This is a genomic window from Cupriavidus sp. U2, assembly GCF_009663685.2.
In the GTDB taxonomy this organism is placed as follows: Bacteria; Pseudomonadota; Gammaproteobacteria; order Burkholderiales; family Burkholderiaceae; genus Cupriavidus; species Cupriavidus necator_C.
On sequence record NZ_RCOG02000011.1, the window covers coordinates 74,205 to 94,017 of the forward strand.

General features: G+C 67.4%; 14 protein-coding genes and 2 tRNA genes. 2 read left to right on the top strand and 14 right to left on the bottom strand.

Annotated elements, in window-relative coordinates; all coding sequences use genetic code 11:
- Positions 1–3 precede the first annotated feature (3 nt).
- Together metE and D9X30_RS09335 are read left to right on the top strand one after the other, a co-directional pair.
- Positions 4–2,388 carry a 5-methyltetrahydropteroyltriglutamate--homocysteine S-methyltransferase gene (gene metE / locus D9X30_RS09330; RefSeq protein ID WP_153949513.1) on the top strand — a complete coding sequence of 795 codons (2,385 nt, stop codon included), beginning with the start codon at positions 4–6 and terminating at the stop codon, positions 2,386–2,388.
- Positions 2,389–2,545: 157 nt separating this feature from the next.
- The gene (locus tag D9X30_RS09335; protein WP_153949514.1) at positions 2,546–4,651 is read left to right on the top strand and encodes a TonB-dependent receptor family protein; all 2,106 of its coding nucleotides are present in this window, start codon (positions 2,546–2,548) and stop codon (positions 4,649–4,651) included.
- 84 nt (positions 4,652–4,735) lie between these two features.
- Here D9X30_RS09335 and D9X30_RS09340 read toward each other — a convergent pair whose 3' ends face one another.
- From D9X30_RS09340 to D9X30_RS09405, 14 genes are all read right to left on the bottom strand, one after another.
- Entirely contained in the window at positions 4,736–6,148 is a 1,413-nt protein-coding gene (locus D9X30_RS09340) for a DUF1254 domain-containing protein (RefSeq protein ID WP_153949515.1), read from the bottom strand.
- Between the two features lie 303 nt (positions 6,149–6,451).
- Positions 6,452–6,528: transfer RNA gene (locus D9X30_RS09345), tRNA-Arg, on the bottom strand.
- 92 nt (positions 6,529–6,620) lie between these two features.
- On the bottom strand, positions 6,621–7,520 hold the full coding sequence (locus D9X30_RS09350; RefSeq protein WP_153949516.1) for a hypothetical protein: 900 nt from the start codon (positions 7,518–7,520) through the stop codon (positions 6,621–6,623).
- 557 nt (positions 7,521–8,077) lie between these two features.
- Positions 8,078–8,164, bottom strand: a tRNA-Leu gene (locus D9X30_RS09355).
- 87 nt (positions 8,165–8,251) lie between these two features.
- Positions 8,252–9,541 (bottom strand): amidohydrolase family protein, encoded by a 1,290-nt coding sequence (locus D9X30_RS09360; RefSeq protein ID WP_153949517.1) that lies wholly within the window; start codon positions 9,539–9,541, stop codon positions 8,252–8,254.
- A gap of 21 nt (positions 9,542–9,562) precedes the next feature.
- A complete protein-coding gene (locus tag D9X30_RS09365) occupies positions 9,563–10,516 on the bottom strand; it encodes an ABC transporter permease (RefSeq protein ID WP_153949543.1) in 954 nt (317 codons plus the stop codon).
- On the bottom strand, positions 10,513–11,604 hold the full coding sequence (locus D9X30_RS09370; protein WP_153949518.1) for an ABC transporter permease: 1,092 nt from the start codon (positions 11,602–11,604) through the stop codon (positions 10,513–10,515). The genes D9X30_RS09365 and D9X30_RS09370 overlap by 4 nt, the downstream gene beginning before the upstream one ends.
- On the bottom strand, positions 11,594–13,153 hold the full coding sequence (locus tag D9X30_RS09375; protein WP_153949519.1) for an ABC transporter ATP-binding protein: 1,560 nt from the start codon (positions 13,151–13,153) through the stop codon (positions 11,594–11,596). Before D9X30_RS09375 ends, D9X30_RS09370 begins: the two co-directional genes overlap by 11 nt.
- Before the next feature lie 80 nt (positions 13,154–13,233).
- Positions 13,234–14,175, bottom strand: a complete 942-nt coding sequence (locus tag D9X30_RS09380) for a BMP family protein (protein WP_228771054.1) — start codon at positions 14,173–14,175, stop codon at positions 13,234–13,236.
- Positions 14,176–14,320: 145 nt separating this feature from the next.
- Positions 14,321–15,016 carry a TetR/AcrR family transcriptional regulator gene (locus D9X30_RS09385; protein WP_153949521.1) on the bottom strand — a complete coding sequence of 232 codons (696 nt, stop codon included), beginning with the start codon at positions 15,014–15,016 and terminating at the stop codon, positions 14,321–14,323.
- Complete coding sequence (gene upp / locus D9X30_RS09390) at positions 15,016–15,708, bottom strand: uracil phosphoribosyltransferase (RefSeq protein WP_153949522.1); 693 nt, start codon at positions 15,706–15,708, stop codon at positions 15,016–15,018. The genes D9X30_RS09385 and upp overlap by 1 nt, the downstream gene beginning before the upstream one ends.
- 111 nt (positions 15,709–15,819) lie before the next feature.
- Positions 15,820–17,127, bottom strand: coding sequence for a URC4/urg3 family protein (locus D9X30_RS09395; protein ID WP_153949523.1), 1,308 nt, complete (start codon positions 17,125–17,127; stop codon positions 15,820–15,822).
- A complete protein-coding gene (locus tag D9X30_RS09400; RefSeq protein ID WP_153949524.1) occupies positions 17,124–18,362 on the bottom strand; it encodes a GTP cyclohydrolase II in 1,239 nt (412 codons plus the stop codon). The genes D9X30_RS09395 and D9X30_RS09400 overlap by 4 nt, the downstream gene beginning before the upstream one ends.
- A gap of 287 nt (positions 18,363–18,649) precedes the next feature.
- Entirely contained in the window at positions 18,650–19,753 is a 1,104-nt protein-coding gene (locus D9X30_RS09405) for an acyltransferase family protein (protein WP_153949525.1), read from the bottom strand.
- Positions 19,754–19,813 lie beyond the last annotated feature (60 nt).

The window sequence follows — 19,813 nt, forward strand, 5'->3', positions numbered from 1 at the left end:
CGCATGGCACGTACACACGTTTTGGGATTTCCGCGCATTGGCGCCCGACGGGAACTGAAGTTTGCGCAAGAGGCCTTCTGGCGCGGCGAATCATCGGAAGCGGCGCTGCGCGAGGTGGGTGCCACGCTACGCGTCCGTCACTGGCAGTTGCAGGCCGATGCCGGGCTGGCCACGGTGGCGGCCGGCGACTTCGCCTGGTACGACCAGATGCTGGGCCTGACCACGCTGCTGGGCGCCCTGCCGAAACGCTTCGGGCTGGATCCGGCCGCGCTGACGCTGGCGCAGTACTACGAACTGGCGCGCGGCAATGCGGCCCAGCCGGCCATGGAGATGACCAAGTGGTTCGATACCAACTACCACTACATCGTGCCGGAGCTTGACGCCGACAGTACTTTCGACGGCGGTGCCAACTGGTATTTCGACGAAATTGATGAGGCGCTGGCGCTGGGCCTGCCCACGCGTCCGGTGCTGATCGGCCCGGTCACGTATCTGTGGCTGTCCAAGTCGCACGCCGCCGGCTTCGACCGGCTGAGTCTGCTGCCCAAGGTGGTGCAAGCCTACCGGCGCATCCTGTCCCAGTTGCAGGCACGCGGCATCGAGTGGGTACAGATCGACGAACCCGCACTGTGCCTGGACCTGCCGCCGCAATGGCTCGATGCCTATGACCAGGCCTACCCCGCGCTGGCCGATGCCGGCGTGAAGCTGCTGCTGGCCACGTACTTCGACACCGCCGCCGATCATGCTGCCCGCGTCGCCGCGCTGCCGGTACACGGTTTTCATATCGATCTGGTGCGGGCACCCCAGCAATTGGCCGCGTGGCAGGCCGTGCTGCCGAGCAGCGCCGTGCTGTCGGTGGGCGTGATCGACGGCCGCAATATCTGGCGCACCGACCTGCGCAAGGTGCTCGATGCCGTCGCGCCCCTGCATGCCCAACTGGGCGATCGCCTCTGGCTGGCGCCTTCCTGCTCGCTGCTGCATGTGCCGGTATCGCTCGATGCCGAAACCCGCCTCGACCCGGAACTGAAAGCTTGGCTGGCATTTGCCACCGAAAAGCTGGATGAACTGCATACCCTGGCCCTGGCGCTGAACCTTGGCGAATCGGCGGTGGCCGCGCAGCTTGCCGCATCCGATGCCGCGCAGGCAGCGCGCCGCACGTCGCGGCGCGTGGTCAACCAGCAGGTGCAGAAACGGCTGGCAGCCGTGACCGCCGACATGGCCGAACGCGACAGCCCATTCGATGTGCGCATCGTCCGTCAGCGCGACGCGCTGAAGCTGCCCGCGCTGCCTACCACGACGATCGGCTCGTTCCCGCAGACACCGGCCATTCGCCAGACCCGGGCGGCCTTCAAGCGCGGCGACATCGGCGCGCTGGACTACCTGGACCGCATGCGCGCCGAAATCGAACTCGCGGTGCGCAAGCAGGAGGCGCTGGGCCTGGACGTGCTGGTCCATGGCGAAGCCGAGCGCAACGATATGGTCGAATATTTCGGCGAACAGCTATGCGGCTATGCATTCACCGAGAACGGCTGGGTGCAGAGCTACGGCTCGCGCTGCGTGAAGCCGCCGGTGATCTTTGGCGATGTGTACCGTCCCGAGCCGATGACCGTGGATACGGCCCGCTTTGCCCAGTCGCTGACCGACAAGCCGATGAAGGGCATGCTGACCGGCCCCGTGACGATGCTGCAGTGGTCGTTCGTGCGCGACGACCAGCCGCGCGCCGTGACCACCCGCCAGCTGGCGCTGGCCATCCGCGACGAGGTCTGCGACCTGGAGGCCGCCGGCATCCGCGTGATCCAGATCGACGAACCCGCGCTGCGCGAAGGGCTGCCGCTGCGCCGCGGCGACTGGGCCGCCTATCTGGACTGGGCTGTCAGCGCCTTCCGCCTGTCGGCCTCGGGCGTGGGCGACGAAACGCAGATCCACACCCACATGTGCTATGCCGAGTTCAATGACATCCTGCCGGCCATCGCCGCCATGGATGCCGACGTGATCACAATCGAGACCTCGCGCTCGGCCATGGAACTGCTGGAAGGGTTTGGCGATTTCGACTATCCGAACGAGATCGGCCCGGGTGTCTACGACATCCACTCGCCGCGCGTGCCTTCCGTCGAAGCCATGACCCGCCTGCTGGAGCGGGCCTGCGAGGTGATCCCCCCGGAACGCCTGTGGGTCAATCCGGACTGCGGCCTGAAGACCCGTGGCTGGACCGAGACCGAGGCGGCCCTGGCAAATATGGTCAGTGCCACCCGGGCGCTGCGCCAGAAGCTGGCCGGCCACGCGCCGGCAAGCTGGAAGCGCGTGGTGCGGCCCGCCGCCACGGCCAAGCCCGCCCCGCATGGGCATGGCGCGGCATGTGGACCGTCGTGCGCGGGGCAAGCCAGTGCCTAAGGTCATGCGCTGAACGCCTGAGCTTATGCGCTGGAGCGCACGTTGCGTCGCTGTGTCGCATGGCGGCGCCGCGTGCGGCTCCGTATCCTTTCGGTCGAGCCAAACAAGAAAATTGCGATGTCGCGTCGGCATCCGGCGTGATCTTCGACCCAGAGGAATGAAACGAGCCACACCCTGGCGCCGCGTCGCGGTGCTTCCTGCAGCCGCACTCTCGAGCGCGGCCTTCGCCCAATCGGCAACCGTCGCCAGCCCGGATGCCGCCCCTGTCCCTACCCTGCCGACCGTCACCGCCTCGGCTCCCGCCGTCGGGTCGCTGACCGCGCCCGGCCTGGCCCAGCAGCGGCAGTCGCTGTTCCAGTCGGCGGGATCGGTCGGCTTTGTCGACGCGCAATCGTTCACCAATACCTATGCCTACGACCTGCGCGATGTCCTGAAGGATTCGCCCGGCGTGTACGTGCAGGAACGCTACGGCCAGGAACTGCGCCTGTCGATTCGCGGCTCGGGCGTGGCGCGTGGCTACCACACACGGGGCATCGAGATCCTGCAGGACGGCGTACCGACGAACTTTGCCGACGGCAGTGGGGATTTCTACCAGATCGATCCGCTGGCACTGTCGGCCGCCGAGGTCTACAAGGGCGGCAACGGCCTGGCGTATGGCAGCACCACGCTGGGCGGCGCGGTCAATTTCACCACGCCGACGGCGCTGACTGCCGAATCCCGGAACATGGTGCGCGTGGACGGTGGCAGCTTCGGCACGATACGCGGCAGCGGCCAGGTATCGCGCCAGATCGGCCAGTGGGACTTCCTGGCGAATGCCACGGTCAGCCATTCCGAAGGCTGGCGCAATCACGAGCGCGGCCAGTACGAGCAGATCAACGCCAACGTCGGCTATCGCTTCAGCCCGGCGGTGGAAACGCGGTTCTACTTCGGCGCCTATATCGTCGACCAGCTGCTGCCCGGCGCGCTGACGCTGAACCAGGCGCTGACCACGCCGCGCATGGCGTCGGCCAGTGCGCTGGCAGGCGACCAGGCGCGCAATACCCGCACCGAGCGGGTGGCCAACGTCACGAGCATCAAGCTCGATAACGGCCAGATCGACCTGACCGCCTGGGGCATCCACAAGAGCCTGTACCACCCGATCTTCCAGGTCGTGGATCAGGACAGCTGGACCTACGGCTTCGCGCCGCGCTACACGGGCAACTTCACGCTGGGCGGCCTGCGCAACCAGTTGATCGCCGGGGCGCGCTTCTTCGGCGGCAACAACGACGCGCGGCAGTACGTCAATGTCAACGGCAATCGCGGCGCCCAGACGCTGAACGCGAAGCAGGACGCGTACAACTACGAGGCGTACCTGGAAGACCGCCTGTACGTGCTGCCCACCGTGGCGCTGATGGCGGGCGCCAAGGCCTACCGCAACCGGCGCGAATACACCGACTACGGCGGCCTGCCGGCCAACCCGACCGCCAAGTCCGATGGCGCGACGTTCAGCGGCGTCAATCCGAAATTCGGCGTGCTGTGGGAACCGAAGCCAGACATCCAGGCGTTCATCGACATCACGCGCAGCGCCGACGTCCCGGACTTTACCGACCTGAGCCAGACCATCGGCGCCACACAGCAATTCGTGCCGCTGGCGGCCCAGCACGGCTGGACGCTGGAACTTGGCACGCGCGGCAAGTGGGACCGCTTTGCGTGGGATGTCACGGCGTACCGCTCGCTCCTGCGCGACCAGCTGCTGCAATACACGGTCAGCGCCGACATTCCGGCATCGACCTTCAACGCCAACAAGACGGTGCTGCAGGGCGTGGAACTGGGCGCCAGCGCCGAAGTGTTGCGCGATATCGTCGGCAAGGGCGACAAGTTCACCGTATCGCAGATCTGGAACTACAGCGATTTCCGCTTCGACAACGATCCCGTCTATGGCAACAACCGCATCGCCGGGGTGCCGAAGCACGTACTGCGCACCACGCTGGCCTATAGCCGCAACAGCCGCCTGCGCGTGGCGGGCACGATCGACTGGGTGCCGACCGGCGCCTACGTGGACTACGCCAATACGCTCAAGGTGCCGTCGTATGTGCTGTTCGGCATCGAGGCCAGCTACGAGTTCGAGCGCGGCGTGACGTTGTTCCTGGACGCCCGCAACCTGGCCGACAAGCGTTACATCAGTGATTTCAGTACCGTCACCGATGCACGCACGGCCAATACCGCCGTGTTCTATCCGGGCGTCGGCCGCGCGTTCTACGCCGGGGTGAAATACCGGTTCTAGTCGGACGCCTGCGGCCGGTGCCCCAAACGAAAAACCCTTCCAGACCGGAAGGGTTTTTTTGCATGCTGGCGCCGCAGGACGCGCTCAGTTCACGCGTTGCACGGGCGGCGGCATCCACTTGCCGTCGAGCAGGACCTGCTCCGGCCAGTACGCCCGCAGCATCAGGCTGAAGGCATCCGGCGGTGCGGGCAGCCAGTTCGTCACCTGGCTGGAAGCGGGGCGTTCGTACTGGATATAGATATCCAGCGAGCCATCGCGGTTGTAGCGCAGGCGGTCGCGGCTGCCAATGCTGTAACGCTGCAGAGGATTGCTGGCGAAGGCCTGCTTGTCGTTGTAGGCGCTCAGCGACCAGAAGGCCTTGGCCGGTGGGAGCTGGCCCTTGTCGAAATGCAGCACATAGCGGCTGCCGCCGTCGAACGGACGACCCGACGCGTCGGCGCGGGCAACCGGGTAGACCGCATCCTCTGCCAGGTTGGCGCCCAGCCCGTACATCGCCACCGCGGCACGGCGGTCGAAATCGGCACCGTACACGCCGGTGTCGCGCTGCAGTCGCCAGCCCGTGTTGCCCGCCGCGCTCTTGCGGCCGTTGGCGGCAATGGTGGCCAACGCGGCGGTGGCGCCCTCCTGCACGGCGCGCGCCGTGGACGGTTCCAGCACCGTTGTCTTGAACGGTTCGCCGGCCTTGACGCCCATGCGCTGCATCTTTTCGAGCATCGACACGTCATCGGGCCCGGGCGGGTTTTGCGGCAACAGCGCGGCCATGCGGCTGAAGAACGCCTGCGCGTCCATCGCCGCCACCTGTTCGGCGGGCGGAGTTTCGGTATCGATCATCCCTGCGCGCGGCGTGGCCGGCGGCGTCGTGCGGATGCCCTTGCGCCACGCCGACAGCGGCACCAGGCGGAACTGGTCCTGCAGACGGTGGACATTGGCGTAGTCCGCCTTGCCGTTGGTCTGGATCCGGCCGATCAGCCAGACCATGCTGGTCGGCGCACGGATTTCCGTCACGCCCTTGGGCAGCGTGCCTTCCCAGTCAGGGCCGACGATCGCAAACGCGCCGCGCCGCGTGCCCGTGGTGCGCTTGCCCGGCGACGCGAACACATTGGTCCAGGCATCGAGCATCTGCATGACGTAATAGCGGCCCGCCGTATCGGGCACGGCCAGCACAATCGGTTCCCTGGACACGTCCACCCAGGCGGTGGAGTACAGCGTATCCGCGTTCGGGCTCACCACGGTGGTGTAGGTGGCATCGGGGAACGCGCGGCTATGGTTGAACGTGTTGACCGGGGTCTTGGCCGTCATCACCTCGCGCGTGACATCCATCAGCACTAGCGGATAGCCATAAGTAAATACTTCGGCGGACAGCGCCTTCATCGCCCGATCCGACGGCGGCTGTTCCGCGGCCGGTATGTCCGGCGCGGGCGGCGGCGCGGATGCGCAGGCAGAAAGGAAGGCGGCAAGCGCGACCACGCTTGCCAGTTGGCGTATCGTTCGGTTCATGACCCCGTTTCCCAGTATGGTGGCGGCCTTCCGGGGAATGTGCACGACGGGTCCGGGGGGGACGCGTGTAGCTCCGGAGGCGCATCTGTTCCGGACGAATGATGTGCCCGCGACTCGGCCACTGTCAATGATCCCGGGGTGCGGCTCCGGGCGATACCGAACACTGACCCGACTGCATATGGAGGTGGGACCCGCATTGTGAGCGCGACGTCACGCCTGCTGGGGTGGGGCCGACTGGGGTGGGACCTACATACCGGCCCCAAATGACGAAGGGCCTCCATTGCTGGAGGCCCTTCCAATAGGTGGCGCGGCTGGCAGGATTCGAACCCACGACCCCTTGGTTCGTAGCCAAGTACTCTATCCAACTGAGCTACAGCCGCACGCGAGGGACGCATTGTATCGCAATTCACCTTCCGCGCAAGCCCTTTGTGAAAATTATTTCGCAGACTGCGTACGCGGCTGCCATCTCTGTTTACCACCGGTATCGGGCACCCACTGTCCCGCCCGCGTTGCGTCCGGCGCGTGCCTTCATCCAGAGCCGCAGGCCCGTGGTGGAACTGCTGTGCGCGCCGATGTTGAACGAGAACAGACCGCGCAGCAGATCGGTATCGATGCGTGTGCCATTGATGTTGATGGTTTTCGCCCGGTTGTCCTGCCACCAGTCGGCCTCGACGAACGGATAGACACCGCTCAGCCGCGTCGGCTTGGAGCCGTAGAGCCGCACGGCCAGCCCCGTGGCACTGACCTCGCCGGGCGGCGCATCCCAGTTACTGGGCACGGGCGCCATGCCTGGCCGATAAGCCATTTCCACCCGCGATTGCAGCGTCAGGCCCATGCCGCTGCGCGACAACGGCGCGTCGAGCGCCACGGCCATACTGCGCGCACGGCTGTCGACGAGGCCAGTGGCGGTCGTCGCATCTTCAACATGGACGAGCGGTGTCCGGGGCGTACTGTTGAATCGCTCCACGACACGATCGATGCTTGCCAGATTGATGGAGATGGGCTCCGCCTCGGGCGCGGATTCCGGAGACGTCCGCGATGCATGGACGGGAATCGGCAGGTCGGGGTCGTCGTTGCCGATCACCATGCGCGGCGGCACGACCGATAGCGCGGTGTCTTCCGGCATGGCTGGTGGTGCGGCCTGGTCGGGCGGCGGTGTATCCCGGGCGCGCGCGTCCTGCACGAACTGCAGTGCATCACGCCCTGACATGCCGTCCAGGGACTCCTCGGCATGAACCACGGCGCAGGCCAGCAGCGCAAGTACGAAACACAGGGGGAGACGGGGGTGCCCCGCATGCAGGCGGGCGACATGCGCCCTGCCAGACAACCGTCCGGCACGCTCCTCTCTCCCGCACATCAACTGTACGGACATGGCAACCACCTCGTCGGGCGTTGTATGGACCATGCCCGATCAGCTTGAGCATAGGTCAAAGGCCGCGCGATGGTTAGAGGCGAATGTGGGGTGTGCCGCCCGCTAAAAGGCGGAGAGCGCGGCTGAGAGAGATGATGTCGGACGAGCCGGGCAACTCGCCAAATTCAGGAGAGACTGGGGAAATGAAAAAGCAGGGACTGCCCTTTCTGGGCGTACAAATGAAAAGACCCCGCTCGTTGAGCGGGGTCTTGAATTGGTGCCCAGAAGAGGACTCGGTCACCCGTGCGCGACCCCGGCTCACGCCTGCAGGCGCAAGCTTTTCGAGTCCCCGCGGGCAGTCCGCAGGGACTGCCCTTTCTGGTCCAGAAATGAAAAAGCCCTGCTCGATGAGCAGGGCTTTCAAAATTGGTGCCCAGAAGAGGACTCGGTCACCCGTGCGCGACCCCGGCTCGCGCCTGCAGGCGCGAGCTTTTCGAGTCCCCTCGGGCAGTCCGCAGGGACTGCCCTTTCTGGGCGTACAAATGAAAAGACCCCGCTCGTTGAGCGGGGTCTTGAATTGGTGCCCAGAAGAGGACTCGAACCTCCACAGTGTTGCCACCGCTAGGACCTGAACCTAGTGCGTCTACCAATTCCGCCATCTGGGCTTCGTTTCACTGCATTGCTGCGGCGATGCGAAGAACGTGATTATGCTGAGTGACACGCATCCTGTCAACACCCCTCTCGCAGAAACTTCAAAAAACCTGGCCGCGATGTAGCCCGAAGTCGACTTCCGCTGGCCGGCCGGGAAGCGACAGCGTGGCGGTGGCCGGCGCGGTGCGCGCGACGACCTTGCCCGCCCGCATTACCAGCAGCCGCGTCGCCCGCAGCCGGATGGCTTCGACCGGATCGCGCGCCTGCAGCAGCACCAGGTCGGCGCGGCAGCCGGGGGCCACGCCGTAGCCGTCCAGCCCCAGGATGGCCGCGGGCGTTTCGGTCACGGCCCGGAAGCAGGCGCGCATCGCGTCCTGCCCCGTCATCTGCGCCACGTGCAGCCCCATGTGCGCCACCTCCAGCATGTCGCCGGAGCCCAGGCCGTACCAGGGGTCCATCACGCAATCGTGCCCGAACGCCACGGGGATGCCGGCCGCCAGCAGCTCGGGCACCCGGGTCATGCCGCGACGTTTCGGATAGGTGTCGTGCCGGCCCTGCAGCGTGATGTTGATTAGCGGATTGGCGATGGCGGCCACGCCCGCCTCGCGCATCAGCGGCAGCAGCTTCGACACGTAGTAGTTGTCCATCGAGTGCATCGACGTCAGGTGCGACCCCGTGACCCACCCTTGCAGCCCGAGCCGCACCGATTCGCTGGCCAGCGTCTCGATATGGCGTGACATCGGGTCGTCGCTTTCGTCGCAGTGCATGTCCACACGCAGCCCCCGCTGGGCAGCCTCTTCGCACAGCAGCTTCACCGACGCGGCGCCATCGGTCATGGTCCGCTCGAAATGCGGAATGCCGCCGACCACGTCCACGCCCATGTCCAGCGCGCGCCGCAGGTTGTCGAGCGCGCCGGGCGCGCGCAGCGCGCCGTCCTGCGGAAACGCCACCAGTTGCAGGTCGAGGTACGGCTTCACGCGGTCGCGCACGTGCAGCAGCGCCTCGGTAGCCAGCAGGCGCGGATCGCAGACGTCCACGTGAGACCGGATTGCCAGCAGCCCCTTGGCCACGGCCCAGTCGCAATAGGCCAGCGCGCGTTCGACAATGGCGTCCTGCGTCAGCAGCGGCTTGAGCTCACCCCACAGCGCGATGCCCTCCAGCAGCGTACCGGACTGGTTCACGCGCGGCAGGCCATACGACAGCGTGGAGTCCATATGGAAATGGGCATCGACGAACGGTGGCGACACCAGCTGGCCCGCCGCGTCGATCTCGTCGCCTGCCGTGGCCGCCAGCCGGGGCTCGACCGCCGTGATCCGGCCGGCGGAAATGCCGATGTCGACGTCGGTACGGCCATCGGGCAGGTTGCAGTGACGCAGGATGGTATCGAACATGGGATTCTTTTTCCGGATAGTTCAGCGTTCGCCCTTGCGGTACGGCTTCATCAGCGCCTGGGGATAGGCCGCGCGCCGCGCCACCAGCACCAGCGCAAGGATCGACAGAATATAAGGCAGCATCAGGTAGACCTGGTACGGCAGCGCCGGCAGGCCAGGCAGGCTGGCCCCACCCTGTTGCAGGCGCAGCTGCAGCGCATCGAATGCCGCGAACAGCAGTGCGCCCAGCAATGCCCGCCCCGGCCGCCACGATGCGAATACCACCAGCGCCACGCAGATCCAGCCCCGGCCATTGATCATGTTGAAGAAGAACGCATTGAAGGCCGACAGCGTGAGAAACGCGCCCCCCACAGCCATCAACGCCGCCCCGGCCATGATCGCTCCGATCCGCACCGCCCCCACGCGGATGCCTTGCCCCTCGGCGGCGGCGGGGTTCTCGCCGACCATGCGCAGCGCCAGCCCCAGCGGCGTGCGATAGAGCAGCCAGGCCAGCACCGGCGCCATCAGCAGCGCCAGCAGCGTCAGCGCCGTTTCGGCCGCCATCACCGTGCCGACCAGCGGCACGTCGGCCCACCACGTCATCGGCGCGAACGGCGTGATCGTCGGCGGGGTCGAGACCTGCGCAAAGCCCAGCCGGTAGGCGTAGTACGACACGCTGGTGGCAAGCATGGTCACGCCCAGCCCCGCCACATGCTGCGACAGCGCCAGCGATACCGTCAGCCAGCCATGCAGCAGCCCGAACACCAGCCCCACCCCGGCCGCCGCCGCCACGCCGCCCCACAGCGGCGCCCCGTGGTACACCGCCAGCCAGCCGGAAAAAGCCCCGGCCACCATGATGCCTTCGATGCCCAGGTTCAGCACGCCGGCGCGTTCGCACAGCAGCACGCCCAGCGTGCCGAAGATCAGCGGCGTGGCCACGCGGAGCACGGCAATCCAGAACGGGGCGCCGGCCACGATATCGAACAGTTCCATCAGGCCACCTTCCCGATCCGGTCGAAACGCAGGCGATAGCGTGCAAGCATGGTCGCCACCAGCATGGACAGCAGCGCCACCGCCACGATGACATCGGCAATCGTGTTGGGCACGCCAACGGCCCGGCTCATGCCGTCCGCGCCCACCAGGATGCCCGCCACGAAGATGGCCGATGCCACCACGCCCACCGGATGCAGGCCCGCCAGCATGGCGATCACCACGCCCGTATAGCCGTACCCCGGCGACATGTCGAGCGTGAGATAGCCTGTGCGCCCTGCCACCTCCACCACGCCGGCCAGCCCCGCCAGCGCGCCGGACAGCGCCGCTGCCACCAGCGTCACGCGTGTTACCGACATGCCCGCGAATGCCGCCGCGCGGGCGTTGGCGCCCACGGCGCGCATCTGCAGCCCAAAGACCGTGAACCGGTTGATCGCCCACACCAGCAGGGCTAGGCCCACGGCGGCCAGCAGGCCGCTATGCACGCGCGAGCGTTCCATCAGCCGGCCCAGTTCCAGTTCCGGCACCAGGGCGACGGACTGCGGCCAGCCCATCGCCAGCGGGTCCTTCATCGGCCCGTCGAGCATCAGCGAGACGCCCAGCAGCACGATGAAATTGAGCAGCAGCGTGGTGACCACTTCATCCACACCCAGCCTGAGCTTGAGCAGCGCCGGCAGCAGCAGCAACAAGGCGCCGGCCAGCATGCCGGCCGCGACCATCAGACCAAACAGCACGCCATTGGGCAACGACGCAGCCCACGGCGCTGCCGCGCCATCCACCTGCCCGCCCACGGCCACGGCCGCCAGCGCCCCCAGGTAAAGCTGGCCCTCGGCGCCGATATTGAACAGCCGCGTGCGGAACGCCACGGCCACGGCGAGGCCTGTCAGGATCAGGGGCGTGGCGCGGGTGAGCGTCTCGGACCACGCAAAGCGCGAACCAAAGCCGCCTTCCAGTAGCAGCAGGTAGGCCTTGCCGACAGGCGCGCCGGCCAGCGACACCAGCAGCGCACAGATCAGCAGCGTGACCACAATCGCGCCCACGGGCGCCATCACCAGGGCGGTACGCGACACCGCGGTCCGGGCTTCAAGCCGCATGGGCCACCTCCACCTGCGTGTGGGCATCGTCGGCCCCGGCCATGGCCAGGCCCAGCGTGCCGAGCGTCCATGCCGGCGTGGCGCGGGCCGCGCTCAGCCGGCCGGCGTGGATGACGGCGATGCGGTCCGACAGCGCCATCAGTTCATCGAGATCTTCCGAAATCAGCAGCACGGCCGCGCCCCGCGCCGCGGCATCGAGCAACTGGCCGCGCACGTACGCCACCGCGCCGATGTCGAGGCCCCAGGTTGGCTGGCTGGCCACCACCAGCGCCGGCGCCTGCGCGCCGCGCACCCAGAACGCCCGGCCGAGGATCAGTTTCTGCATGTTGCCGCCAGACAACGTGCGCGTCGGCACGTCGATGCCGCCGCCGCGCACATCGAACCGGCTCGCCAGTTCGCCGGCAAAGCGCCGCGACGCCGCGCCCCGGATCACGCCGCCCCGCACGAAGGCCCGATTGCCAAGCTGCTCGATGATGACGTTCTCCCACACGGCCAGATCACCCACCGCGCCTTCAGCGTGCCGGTCTTCCGGAATGCGCGCCACGCCGGCCCCGATCCACCGCCGGGGCGATGCCGGCAGCGCCACGCCACACACATGGACGCTGCCCGACGATGCCGCCACCACGCCGCTCATCAACTGGGCCAGCGCCACCTGTCCATTGCCCGAGACCCCGGCGATGCCGACGATTTCCCCGGCGTGCAGGTCGAGCGTCACGTCCCGCAGGCCCTGCCGGCCGGCCACGGGCGCCACGCTGACCCGATCCAGCGCAGCGACAATCTCGCCGCCAGCCAGGCCGGCCTTGCGCGTGGGCATCTCCACGCGGCGCCCGACCATCAGTTCGGCCAGTTCCGCCTTGCCGGTGGTGTCCGCACGGCGCTCCGCGACCAGCCGGCCGCCGCGCAGCACCGCCACGCGGTGCGAGACGCGCAGTACCTCGTCGAGCTTGTGACTGATGAAAATGACCGACAGCCCTTCGGCAATCAGCTGCCCCAGCGTGGCGAACAGGCTGTCGGCCTCCTGCGGCGTCAGCACGGCCGTGGGCTCATCGAGGATCAGCACCCGCGCGCCGCGATAGAGCGCCTTGATGATCTCCACGCGCTGGCGCTCGCCGACCGACAGCGACCCGACCCGCGCCTGCGGCTGCACCGCCAGCCCGAAGCGCCGCGCCAGATCGTCGATACGCGCCCGCGCGGCGCCACGCTGCTGGCGCCAGCGCCAGAGCGGCTCGGTGCCAATCAGGATGTTGTCGAGCACCGACAGGTTGTCGGCCAGCGTGAAATGCTGATGGACCATGCCCACGCCGGCCGCCAGCGCCGCGCGCGGATTGCCGGGCGGCAGCGCCACGCCGTCCACCTCCACGCTGCCTGCGTCGGCGATGTAGTGCCCGAACAGGATATTGACCAGCGTGCTCTTGCCGGCGCCGTTTTCGCCGAGCAGGGCCAGCACTTCGCCACGATGCAGGTCCAGCGAGATATCGTCGTTGGCCAGCAGCGGGCCAAACCGTTTGGTGATGTGCGAGAGCCGGAGCACCGGCGGTTCCTGGGGCATTGCGTTTCGGAATCAGACAGAAGGAAATAAAGCGGCCCCGTCCAGCCGGACGGGGCCCTGCGCGCCCTGCGCCAGCGGCGTTACGGCGTCGATTTCGGCTCGGTCTCCACGACCTTGACGGTGAACTTGCCGTCGAGGATCGCCTTCTCCTTTGCCTTGACCCTGGCCATCACATCGGCCGGCACCTTGCCCTCGAAAGTGCCCAGGGGCGCCAGTTCCGCGCCCTTGAACTTCATCAGCGAATACTGGCCGTAGTCCTCGTTCTTGAACTGGCCGGCCTTGACCTTGGCCAGCGCGGCCGCGATGGTCGGCTCCATGTTCCAGAGCGCCGATGCCACCACCGTGGCCGGGTACTGCGGCTGGGTGTTGATCACGTTGCCGATGGCCAGCTTGCCGCGCTCCTTGGCGGCGTCCGACACGCCGAAACGCTCGGCATAGAGCACGTCGGCGCCTTTGTCGATCATGGCGAATGCGGCTTCCTTGGCCTTGGGCGGGTCGAACCACGAGCCGATGAAGCTGACCGTGAACTTCACCTTCGGGTTCACCTCGCGGGCGCCCTCCATGAACGCGTGCATCAGCCGGTTGACTTCCGGGATCGCGTAGCCACCCACCATGCCGATGTGGTTGGTCTTGGTCATGCCGCCCGCAATCATGCCGGTCAGGTACGACGGTTCCTGGATGTAGTTGTCGAACACCGAGAAGTTCGGGGCCTGCGGCTTGCCCGACGAGCCCATCAGGAAGGCCGTCTTCGGATAATCCTTGGCCACCTTGCGGGCCGCGCCTTCCACGGCGAACGACTCGCCGACGATCAGGCCGCTACCCTGCTCGGCGTACTGGCGCATCACGCGCTCGTAGTCGGCGTTCGACACGCTCTCCGAGAACACGTAGTCGATCTCGCCGCGCGACTTGGCCTCGTTGAGCGCCTTGTGGATGCGCGACACCCACTGCTGCTCCACGGGCACCGTGTACACCGCAGCCACCTTGATCTTCGACTGCGCCTGCGCGCCAGCCGGCAGACCCATGGCGGCCAGCGCAGTGGCCACCGCTGCGGCTTTCAGCCAGGTGCGACGATCGCTTCCCTTGTGCATGACTTCACTCCCCTTTTTCTGCGTTGTGTGCGCCCATGGCGCGTGGTTGATGGTTGTGGTGGGACGGAAGGCGCCCGGCTCAGGCGCGCTCCGGGTCGGGGTCGGGTGCCTGCAGCCCGCAGCCCCGCAGCAGCAAGGCCACCAGATGCTCGGTGGCGTGCTCGAAGTCGTCGGCGTCAAGCTGGCTCACGCCCAGCACGGCGCACACCTGCGCCTCGAAGTCGGCATAGGTCTGGGTGGCGGCCCAGATCGTGAAGAACAGGTGGTAAGGGTCCACCGGCGCCATCTGGCCGCCCTCGATCCACGCCCGGATCACCATCGCCTTGCGCGCCACCAGTTCGCGCAGGGCCTGGCGCAGGACGTTGCCGATCTCTGGCGCGCCGTGCAGCAATTCGTTGGCGAACACGCGGGACGCATCGGGATGGCTCGCCGACAGGCGCATCTTGGCGCGGATGTACTGCTCCAGCGCCAGCCGTGGCGAGTGCTCGGCGCTGATGATGTCGGTCTCGGACAGCCACAGCGTCAGCGTGTGCGCCAGCACGGCGCGATACAGCACCTGCTTGGTCCGGAAGTAGTAGTGCAGGTTCGACTTGGGCACGCCCGCGCGGGCGGCAATATCGGCCATGGTGGCCCCGGCAAAGCCGGCCCGCGCGAAGACGTACTCGGCCGCGCGCACGATCAGCGCCTCGTTTTCCTGCCGGATGCGGCCGCCGGGCGGACCGGACCGGGGCTCGATGCCGCGCGCCGGCGACGGCGCGCGCGCCAGGGCGTCCATCACTTTGTGCCGTAGAGCCGGTCGCCGGCATCGCCAAGGCCCGGCACGATGTAGCCGTGCTCGTTCAGCTCGCTGTCGATGGCGGCGGTAACGATGGCCACGTCGGGGTGGGCGGACTGCAGCGCGCGCAGCCCCGGACGCGAGGCGATCAGGCAGACGTACTTCATGGTGGTCACCCCGGCCTCCTTGAGCCGGTTGATCGCCGCGATGGCCGAGTTGCCGGTCGCCAGCATCGGGTCCACCACGATCACGAAGCGCTCCTGGATATCCTCGGGCATCTTGAAGTAGTACTCGATCGGCTCCAGCGTCTCGGGGTCGCGATACAGGCCGATATGCCCCACGCGCGCCGCCGGCAGCAGGTCCAGCATGCCGTCCAGGAAGCCGTTGCCGGCCCGCAGGATCGACACCAGGCAGAGCTTCTTGCCCGACAGTACCGGCGACTGCATCGGCGCGATGGGCGTCTTGATGGCGATGGTCTCCATGGCCAGGTCGCGCGTGGCTTCGTAGGTCAGCAACTGGCTGATCTCGCGCACCAGGCGGCGGAAGTTGTCGGTGGTGGTCTCCTCGCTGCGCACCAGCGTGACCTTGTGCTGGACCAGCGGATGGTTGACCACCATCACGGCGGGCGCCGCGCTGGCTTCCGTTTCGGCAAAGGCCTGGACGGCCGTGGGTACGTCCGACATGTCGTTCATGGTGCGCTCCTTGGTCATCCGAAATTCGCCTGGCCGGGCGCGACGGGCCCCGGGGCCCGCCACGCTGTGGCTGCCTGTCTGTCAGGACTGCCGTGCAATGCGGTGTTGCCGCTAGAACACCGTGCCGTCGCTCTGGATCGCGAAGGGCGGCGGCCCGCCCGGCGGCCGGCGCTGTGCCGCGATGCGGCGGCCCGCCGCCCACGTGCCGCCTTCCAGCACGCGCGCCAGCGGAAAGTCCTCTTCCTTGAGACCCAGCGCCTGGCGCACCGCATCGGCCACGAGGTCGAGCCCCGTCACGGTCAGTGCGCGCCACTCGACGATCTCGGGTTCGTCCACGGTATGGGTCCGGCTGGCGAAATCGCCGTCGCGCGGCACGGTCAGCTCAAAGTCATAGAGCAGCCCGCCGTTCCGGTATTCGGGCAGCCCGGTCAGCGCGTCGAGCCCCACCACCACCAGGCCGCCATCCTCCAGCGGCTCCAGCAGCGAATAGGTCAGCCACTGCGTGAGCTTGTGGAATGGCACCAGCCCCCCGGGCGCTGCCGGATGCCGCCAGCAGTCACCGAGCGACACACCATCGATCTGCACACGTCCCGGCCAGACCGGGCCCAGCGCCACCAGCAGCGTGCGCAGCACGAAGCCGGCCTCGATGCGGTTGTCCTTCGCATGCGCAGCCAGGTAGTCGAACAGGTTGCCCAGCCGCGCCGGCGTGCCGAAGACTGCCGGGGTGGCCTGCATGACCTCGCCCAGCCGCCGCAGCAGGCCGGCACGCCCTTCCAGGCCCACCAGCGGGTTGTGCTGCGCCACCTGGAAAGCCGTGGCGATGGTCGAGGCATCGATACGGGCCAGCCGCTCGGCATCGGCACGCAGCGGGTCGCCCGATTCGGCCGAGAAGCCGCCCCGGGCAAACAGGTCGAAGCTGGCCACGCCGAGCCCTTCGGAGCGCGTCAGCATCATGTCGCTGGCCGGGTCGCGATAGCGCCAGTCGGGGCCTGCGCCCGCATCGAGCAGCACGCTCGGGATCACCAGGTCGATGCCGATGCGCGCCCGCTCGGCACAATGGTCGGCGCCCGACATGCCGGCGCGCTCGCACAGGATCTGCCAGCGGTTGATCGATTCCTGCCCCGGCCCGCCACTCTCGAAATGGCGCCAGCGGCTGTGGTAAGGCACCTGGAGATCCGGGTAGCGCCGGCGGATGGTGGCGGCCACGTAGTCCGCAATCGCGTGGATGCGGTCCGGGTGCCAGGTAAACAGTTCAGATTCGCCGGATGCGACGAATTCGGTCACGACCGCGCAATGCGTGCGCACCGCTTCGCCGCTCAGGAGCGCGGAAGCGGGATGACCGGGCGGCACCGGGCTGTGCCAGCCGCTGCCCGCGCCGGGTTCGTGTCCGGTCGTACCTCCTGCGGAATACTCGTTCATTCGTTCAACCCCCTGCCCTTTGCCAGGGCGAGTTCGTTGGCATCCGGCGGCGTGTAGCTGGTGAAGTAACCCGCCGCCACCTTCGCATCGATTTCCACGCGTGCATCGGCCGGGATCAGCGCCTCGGGGATGGGCACCTGCTCCACCACCTCGATCCCCTGCGCCGTCAGCGCGCCATGCTTCATGTTGCTCATCGAGGCCCAGCGGTCGATCCGCCGGATCCCGAGCCAGTGAAAGACATCGGGCATCAGTTCCTGGAAGCGCATGTCCTGCACGCCCGCCACGCACTCGGTGCGCGCGAAATACGTTTCGGCGCGGTCGCCGCCTACCTGGCGCTTGCGTGCGTTGTAGACCAGGAACTTGGTCACCTCGCCCAGCGCGCGGCCTTCCTTCCGGTTATAGACCACCAGCCCGACGCCGCCCTGCTGGGCCATCTCGATACAGACTTCGATGCCATGCGCCAGGTAGGGCCGGCACGTGCAGATGTCCGATCCGAATACGTCCGAGCCATTGCATTCGTCGTGGACGCGGCAGGCCACCCTGGTCTCTGGCTGGCCCAGCTTGCTGATATCGCCAAAGAAATAGAGCGTCATGCCGCCGATAGGCGGCAGGAAGACCTTCAGGTCCGGCCGCGTGACCAGTTCCGGGAACATGCCGCCAGTCTGCTCGAACAGGCTGCGGCGCAGGACGCTTTCCTTGATATCGAACCGGCGCGCGATGCCGGGCAGGTACCAGACCGGATCGATGGCAGCCTTGGTGACGCGCACATCGCCGTTGGGATACAGGATGTCGCCATCCGGGGCCAGGCGGCCCGCCGTGATGGCGGCCAGCAATTCCGGCATGTTGATATGGGCGCGCGTGATGGCGATGGTGGGCCGGATGTCGAACCCGGCGGCAATGCGGTCGGCAAAGACCGTCGATACCAGATGGCCCCACGGATCGAGCGATACGATCTTGTCGGGGTCGCCCCACTGCGCATGGGGACCGATCGGCTCGGCCGGCGCGGTGTCCGTCAGGTCGGGGCGATGCGCGCGCTGCAGGCTGCCCGAGGCCACGGCCAGCGCCCGGTAGATCGCATAGGCCCCGGCGTGCGTGCCAATCACGTTGCGCTGGGTCGGGTCGGTCAGGCTGGCGATCACGGGCCCCCGCTCGGCCGCCGTCGGCGCGCCCCAGTGGATCGGCTCGGCCGGCTTGTCGCGCCGCGCATGCGAGGTCAGGACGATATGGTCGGACATGGTCGCCTCCCCGGTATGAAACCGGAACACGAATCCTGACCAGATGGTCAGGTTTATGTGTTCATAGTAGGCAACGTTCATGCCAACGCCCAAGTGGGGTTGTTACCGTCGGTGGCATCCCGTACGCACCGGCGGCGTGCCTGAATCCGGCGCCTCGCAGGGCGCGTGCGGTACATCCCGGTGCAGCGCGCACCGGATTCCGGCGCCACCCCGAATCTTGCGCCGGCACCAACAAAAACGGCACGTTCGGTCGAACGTGCCGTTCTGGCGTTGGCATGGCGGGATGATCAGCCTTCCGCCCGATGACCGAGGCGCCCGCGTCCCCACTGGGGCAGATCGGCCGTCAGCCAGTTCACCAGCGCACGCACCGGGCTGGCGGCCTCCACATAACGGTGGAACAGCGCGCCGGCGACGTTACTGGCGACCCACGCCAGCCCCATGCCCAGCGCGTTGAGCACGGGCCGGCCCGGCACCAGGTGGGTGACCACCGCATTGACCACCAGGCAGACCGGAAAGTGCACCAGGAATACCGAATACGAAATGCGGCCGAAGTACGCGGTCAGGCGCCCGGCGGGCCAGCTTTCCAGCCAGCCGCCACGACGCGAGACGGCCAGCAGCAGCGCCGTGCCCAGCGCCACCGCGATCCGCAGGCGGAAGTCCACCACCAGCGCGGCCATTCCAATCGCGGCCAGCGCCAGCAGCGGCATGACCGAGCGGCCCGGATTCGACGCCCAGTAGGCCAGCGATCCCATGCCATAAGCGCCAAAGAAATAGAGGGCCCAGATGTCCCAAGCGGCATCGCGGTTGAACCAGAACAGCGAGGCCATCGCCAGCACGCCCACCATCGGCACGCCTAGCGGCAGCCCATTGCGGGCCACGGCGCGTGCCAGCCACAGCGCCAGCACCATCAGCGCGAACAGTTGCAAGTCGATGGCGATATACCAGACACCGGCGGACAACGCGTCCACATCGAGGATGTTGTGCAGCAGCAGCACATGCGCCACGAATTGCGCCACGTGCGGCGCGGCCGGAATGGAATCGTGCTGCATCCAGGTGCGCGCGATGGCGGCACCGGCAATCGCCACCAGGATGGCCGCGGCAAACGGCACCACCAGCTTCTGATAGCGGCGCCAGATGGTCTGCAGGGGGCTCGCCACGGTCAGACGGCCGCCTGGGGCCAGGCTGCGGGCGGCCAGGAAGCCGCTGATGACAAGGAAAACCTGCACGGCAATGCGCGCGTAGTCGGCCAGCCAGCCGATCAGGCCGGGCGCCAGGGTCTGGGCAGCATCGGACATCGGTCCATAGAACGCCAGGTGGTGCAATACGATCAGCTGCGAGCTGACCGCCTTCAGAGCGTCTACACACGCCAGACGGGAAGGACGGGGGCTCATTTGTTATTTGCGGGGGTACAAAGTGGGCCGAATTGTACCCGCATCGGTGCATTCGTCCGT

What these genes read in the sequence shown, in the direction of transcription:
- metE (WP_153949513.1), top strand. Translation starts at nt 4, where the DNA reads ATGGCACGTACACACGTTTTGGGATTTCCGCGCATTGGCGCCCGACGG.
- D9X30_RS09335 (WP_153949514.1), top strand. Translation starts at nt 2,546, where the DNA reads ATGAAACGAGCCACACCCTGGCGCCGCGTCGCGGTGCTTCCTGCAGCC.
- D9X30_RS09340 (WP_153949515.1), bottom strand. Translation starts at nt 6,148, where the DNA reads ATGAACCGAACGATACGCCAACTGGCAAGCGTGGTCGCGCTTGCCGCC.
- D9X30_RS09350 (WP_153949516.1), bottom strand. Translation starts at nt 7,520, where the DNA reads ATGTCCGTACAGTTGATGTGCGGGAGAGAGGAGCGTGCCGGACGGTTG.
- D9X30_RS09360 (WP_153949517.1), bottom strand. Translation starts at nt 9,541, where the DNA reads ATGTTCGATACCATCCTGCGTCACTGCAACCTGCCCGATGGCCGTACC.
- D9X30_RS09370 (WP_153949518.1), bottom strand. Translation starts at nt 11,604, where the DNA reads ATGCGGCTTGAAGCCCGGACCGCGGTGTCGCGTACCGCCCTGGTGATG.
- D9X30_RS09375 (WP_153949519.1), bottom strand. Translation starts at nt 13,153, where the DNA reads ATGCCCCAGGAACCGCCGGTGCTCCGGCTCTCGCACATCACCAAACGG.
- D9X30_RS09380 (WP_228771054.1), bottom strand. Translation starts at nt 14,175, where the DNA reads ATGGGTCTGCCGGCTGGCGCGCAGGCGCAGTCGAAGATCAAGGTGGCT.
- D9X30_RS09385 (WP_153949521.1), bottom strand. Translation starts at nt 15,016, where the DNA reads ATGGACGCCCTGGCGCGCGCGCCGTCGCCGGCGCGCGGCATCGAGCCC.
- upp (WP_153949522.1), bottom strand. Translation starts at nt 15,708, where the DNA reads ATGAACGACATGTCGGACGTACCCACGGCCGTCCAGGCCTTTGCCGAA.
- D9X30_RS09395 (WP_153949523.1), bottom strand. Translation starts at nt 17,127, where the DNA reads ATGAACGAGTATTCCGCAGGAGGTACGACCGGACACGAACCCGGCGCG.
- D9X30_RS09400 (WP_153949524.1), bottom strand. Translation starts at nt 18,362, where the DNA reads ATGTCCGACCATATCGTCCTGACCTCGCATGCGCGGCGCGACAAGCCG.
- D9X30_RS09405 (WP_153949525.1), bottom strand. Translation starts at nt 19,753, where the DNA reads ATGAGCCCCCGTCCTTCCCGTCTGGCGTGTGTAGACGCTCTGAAGGCG.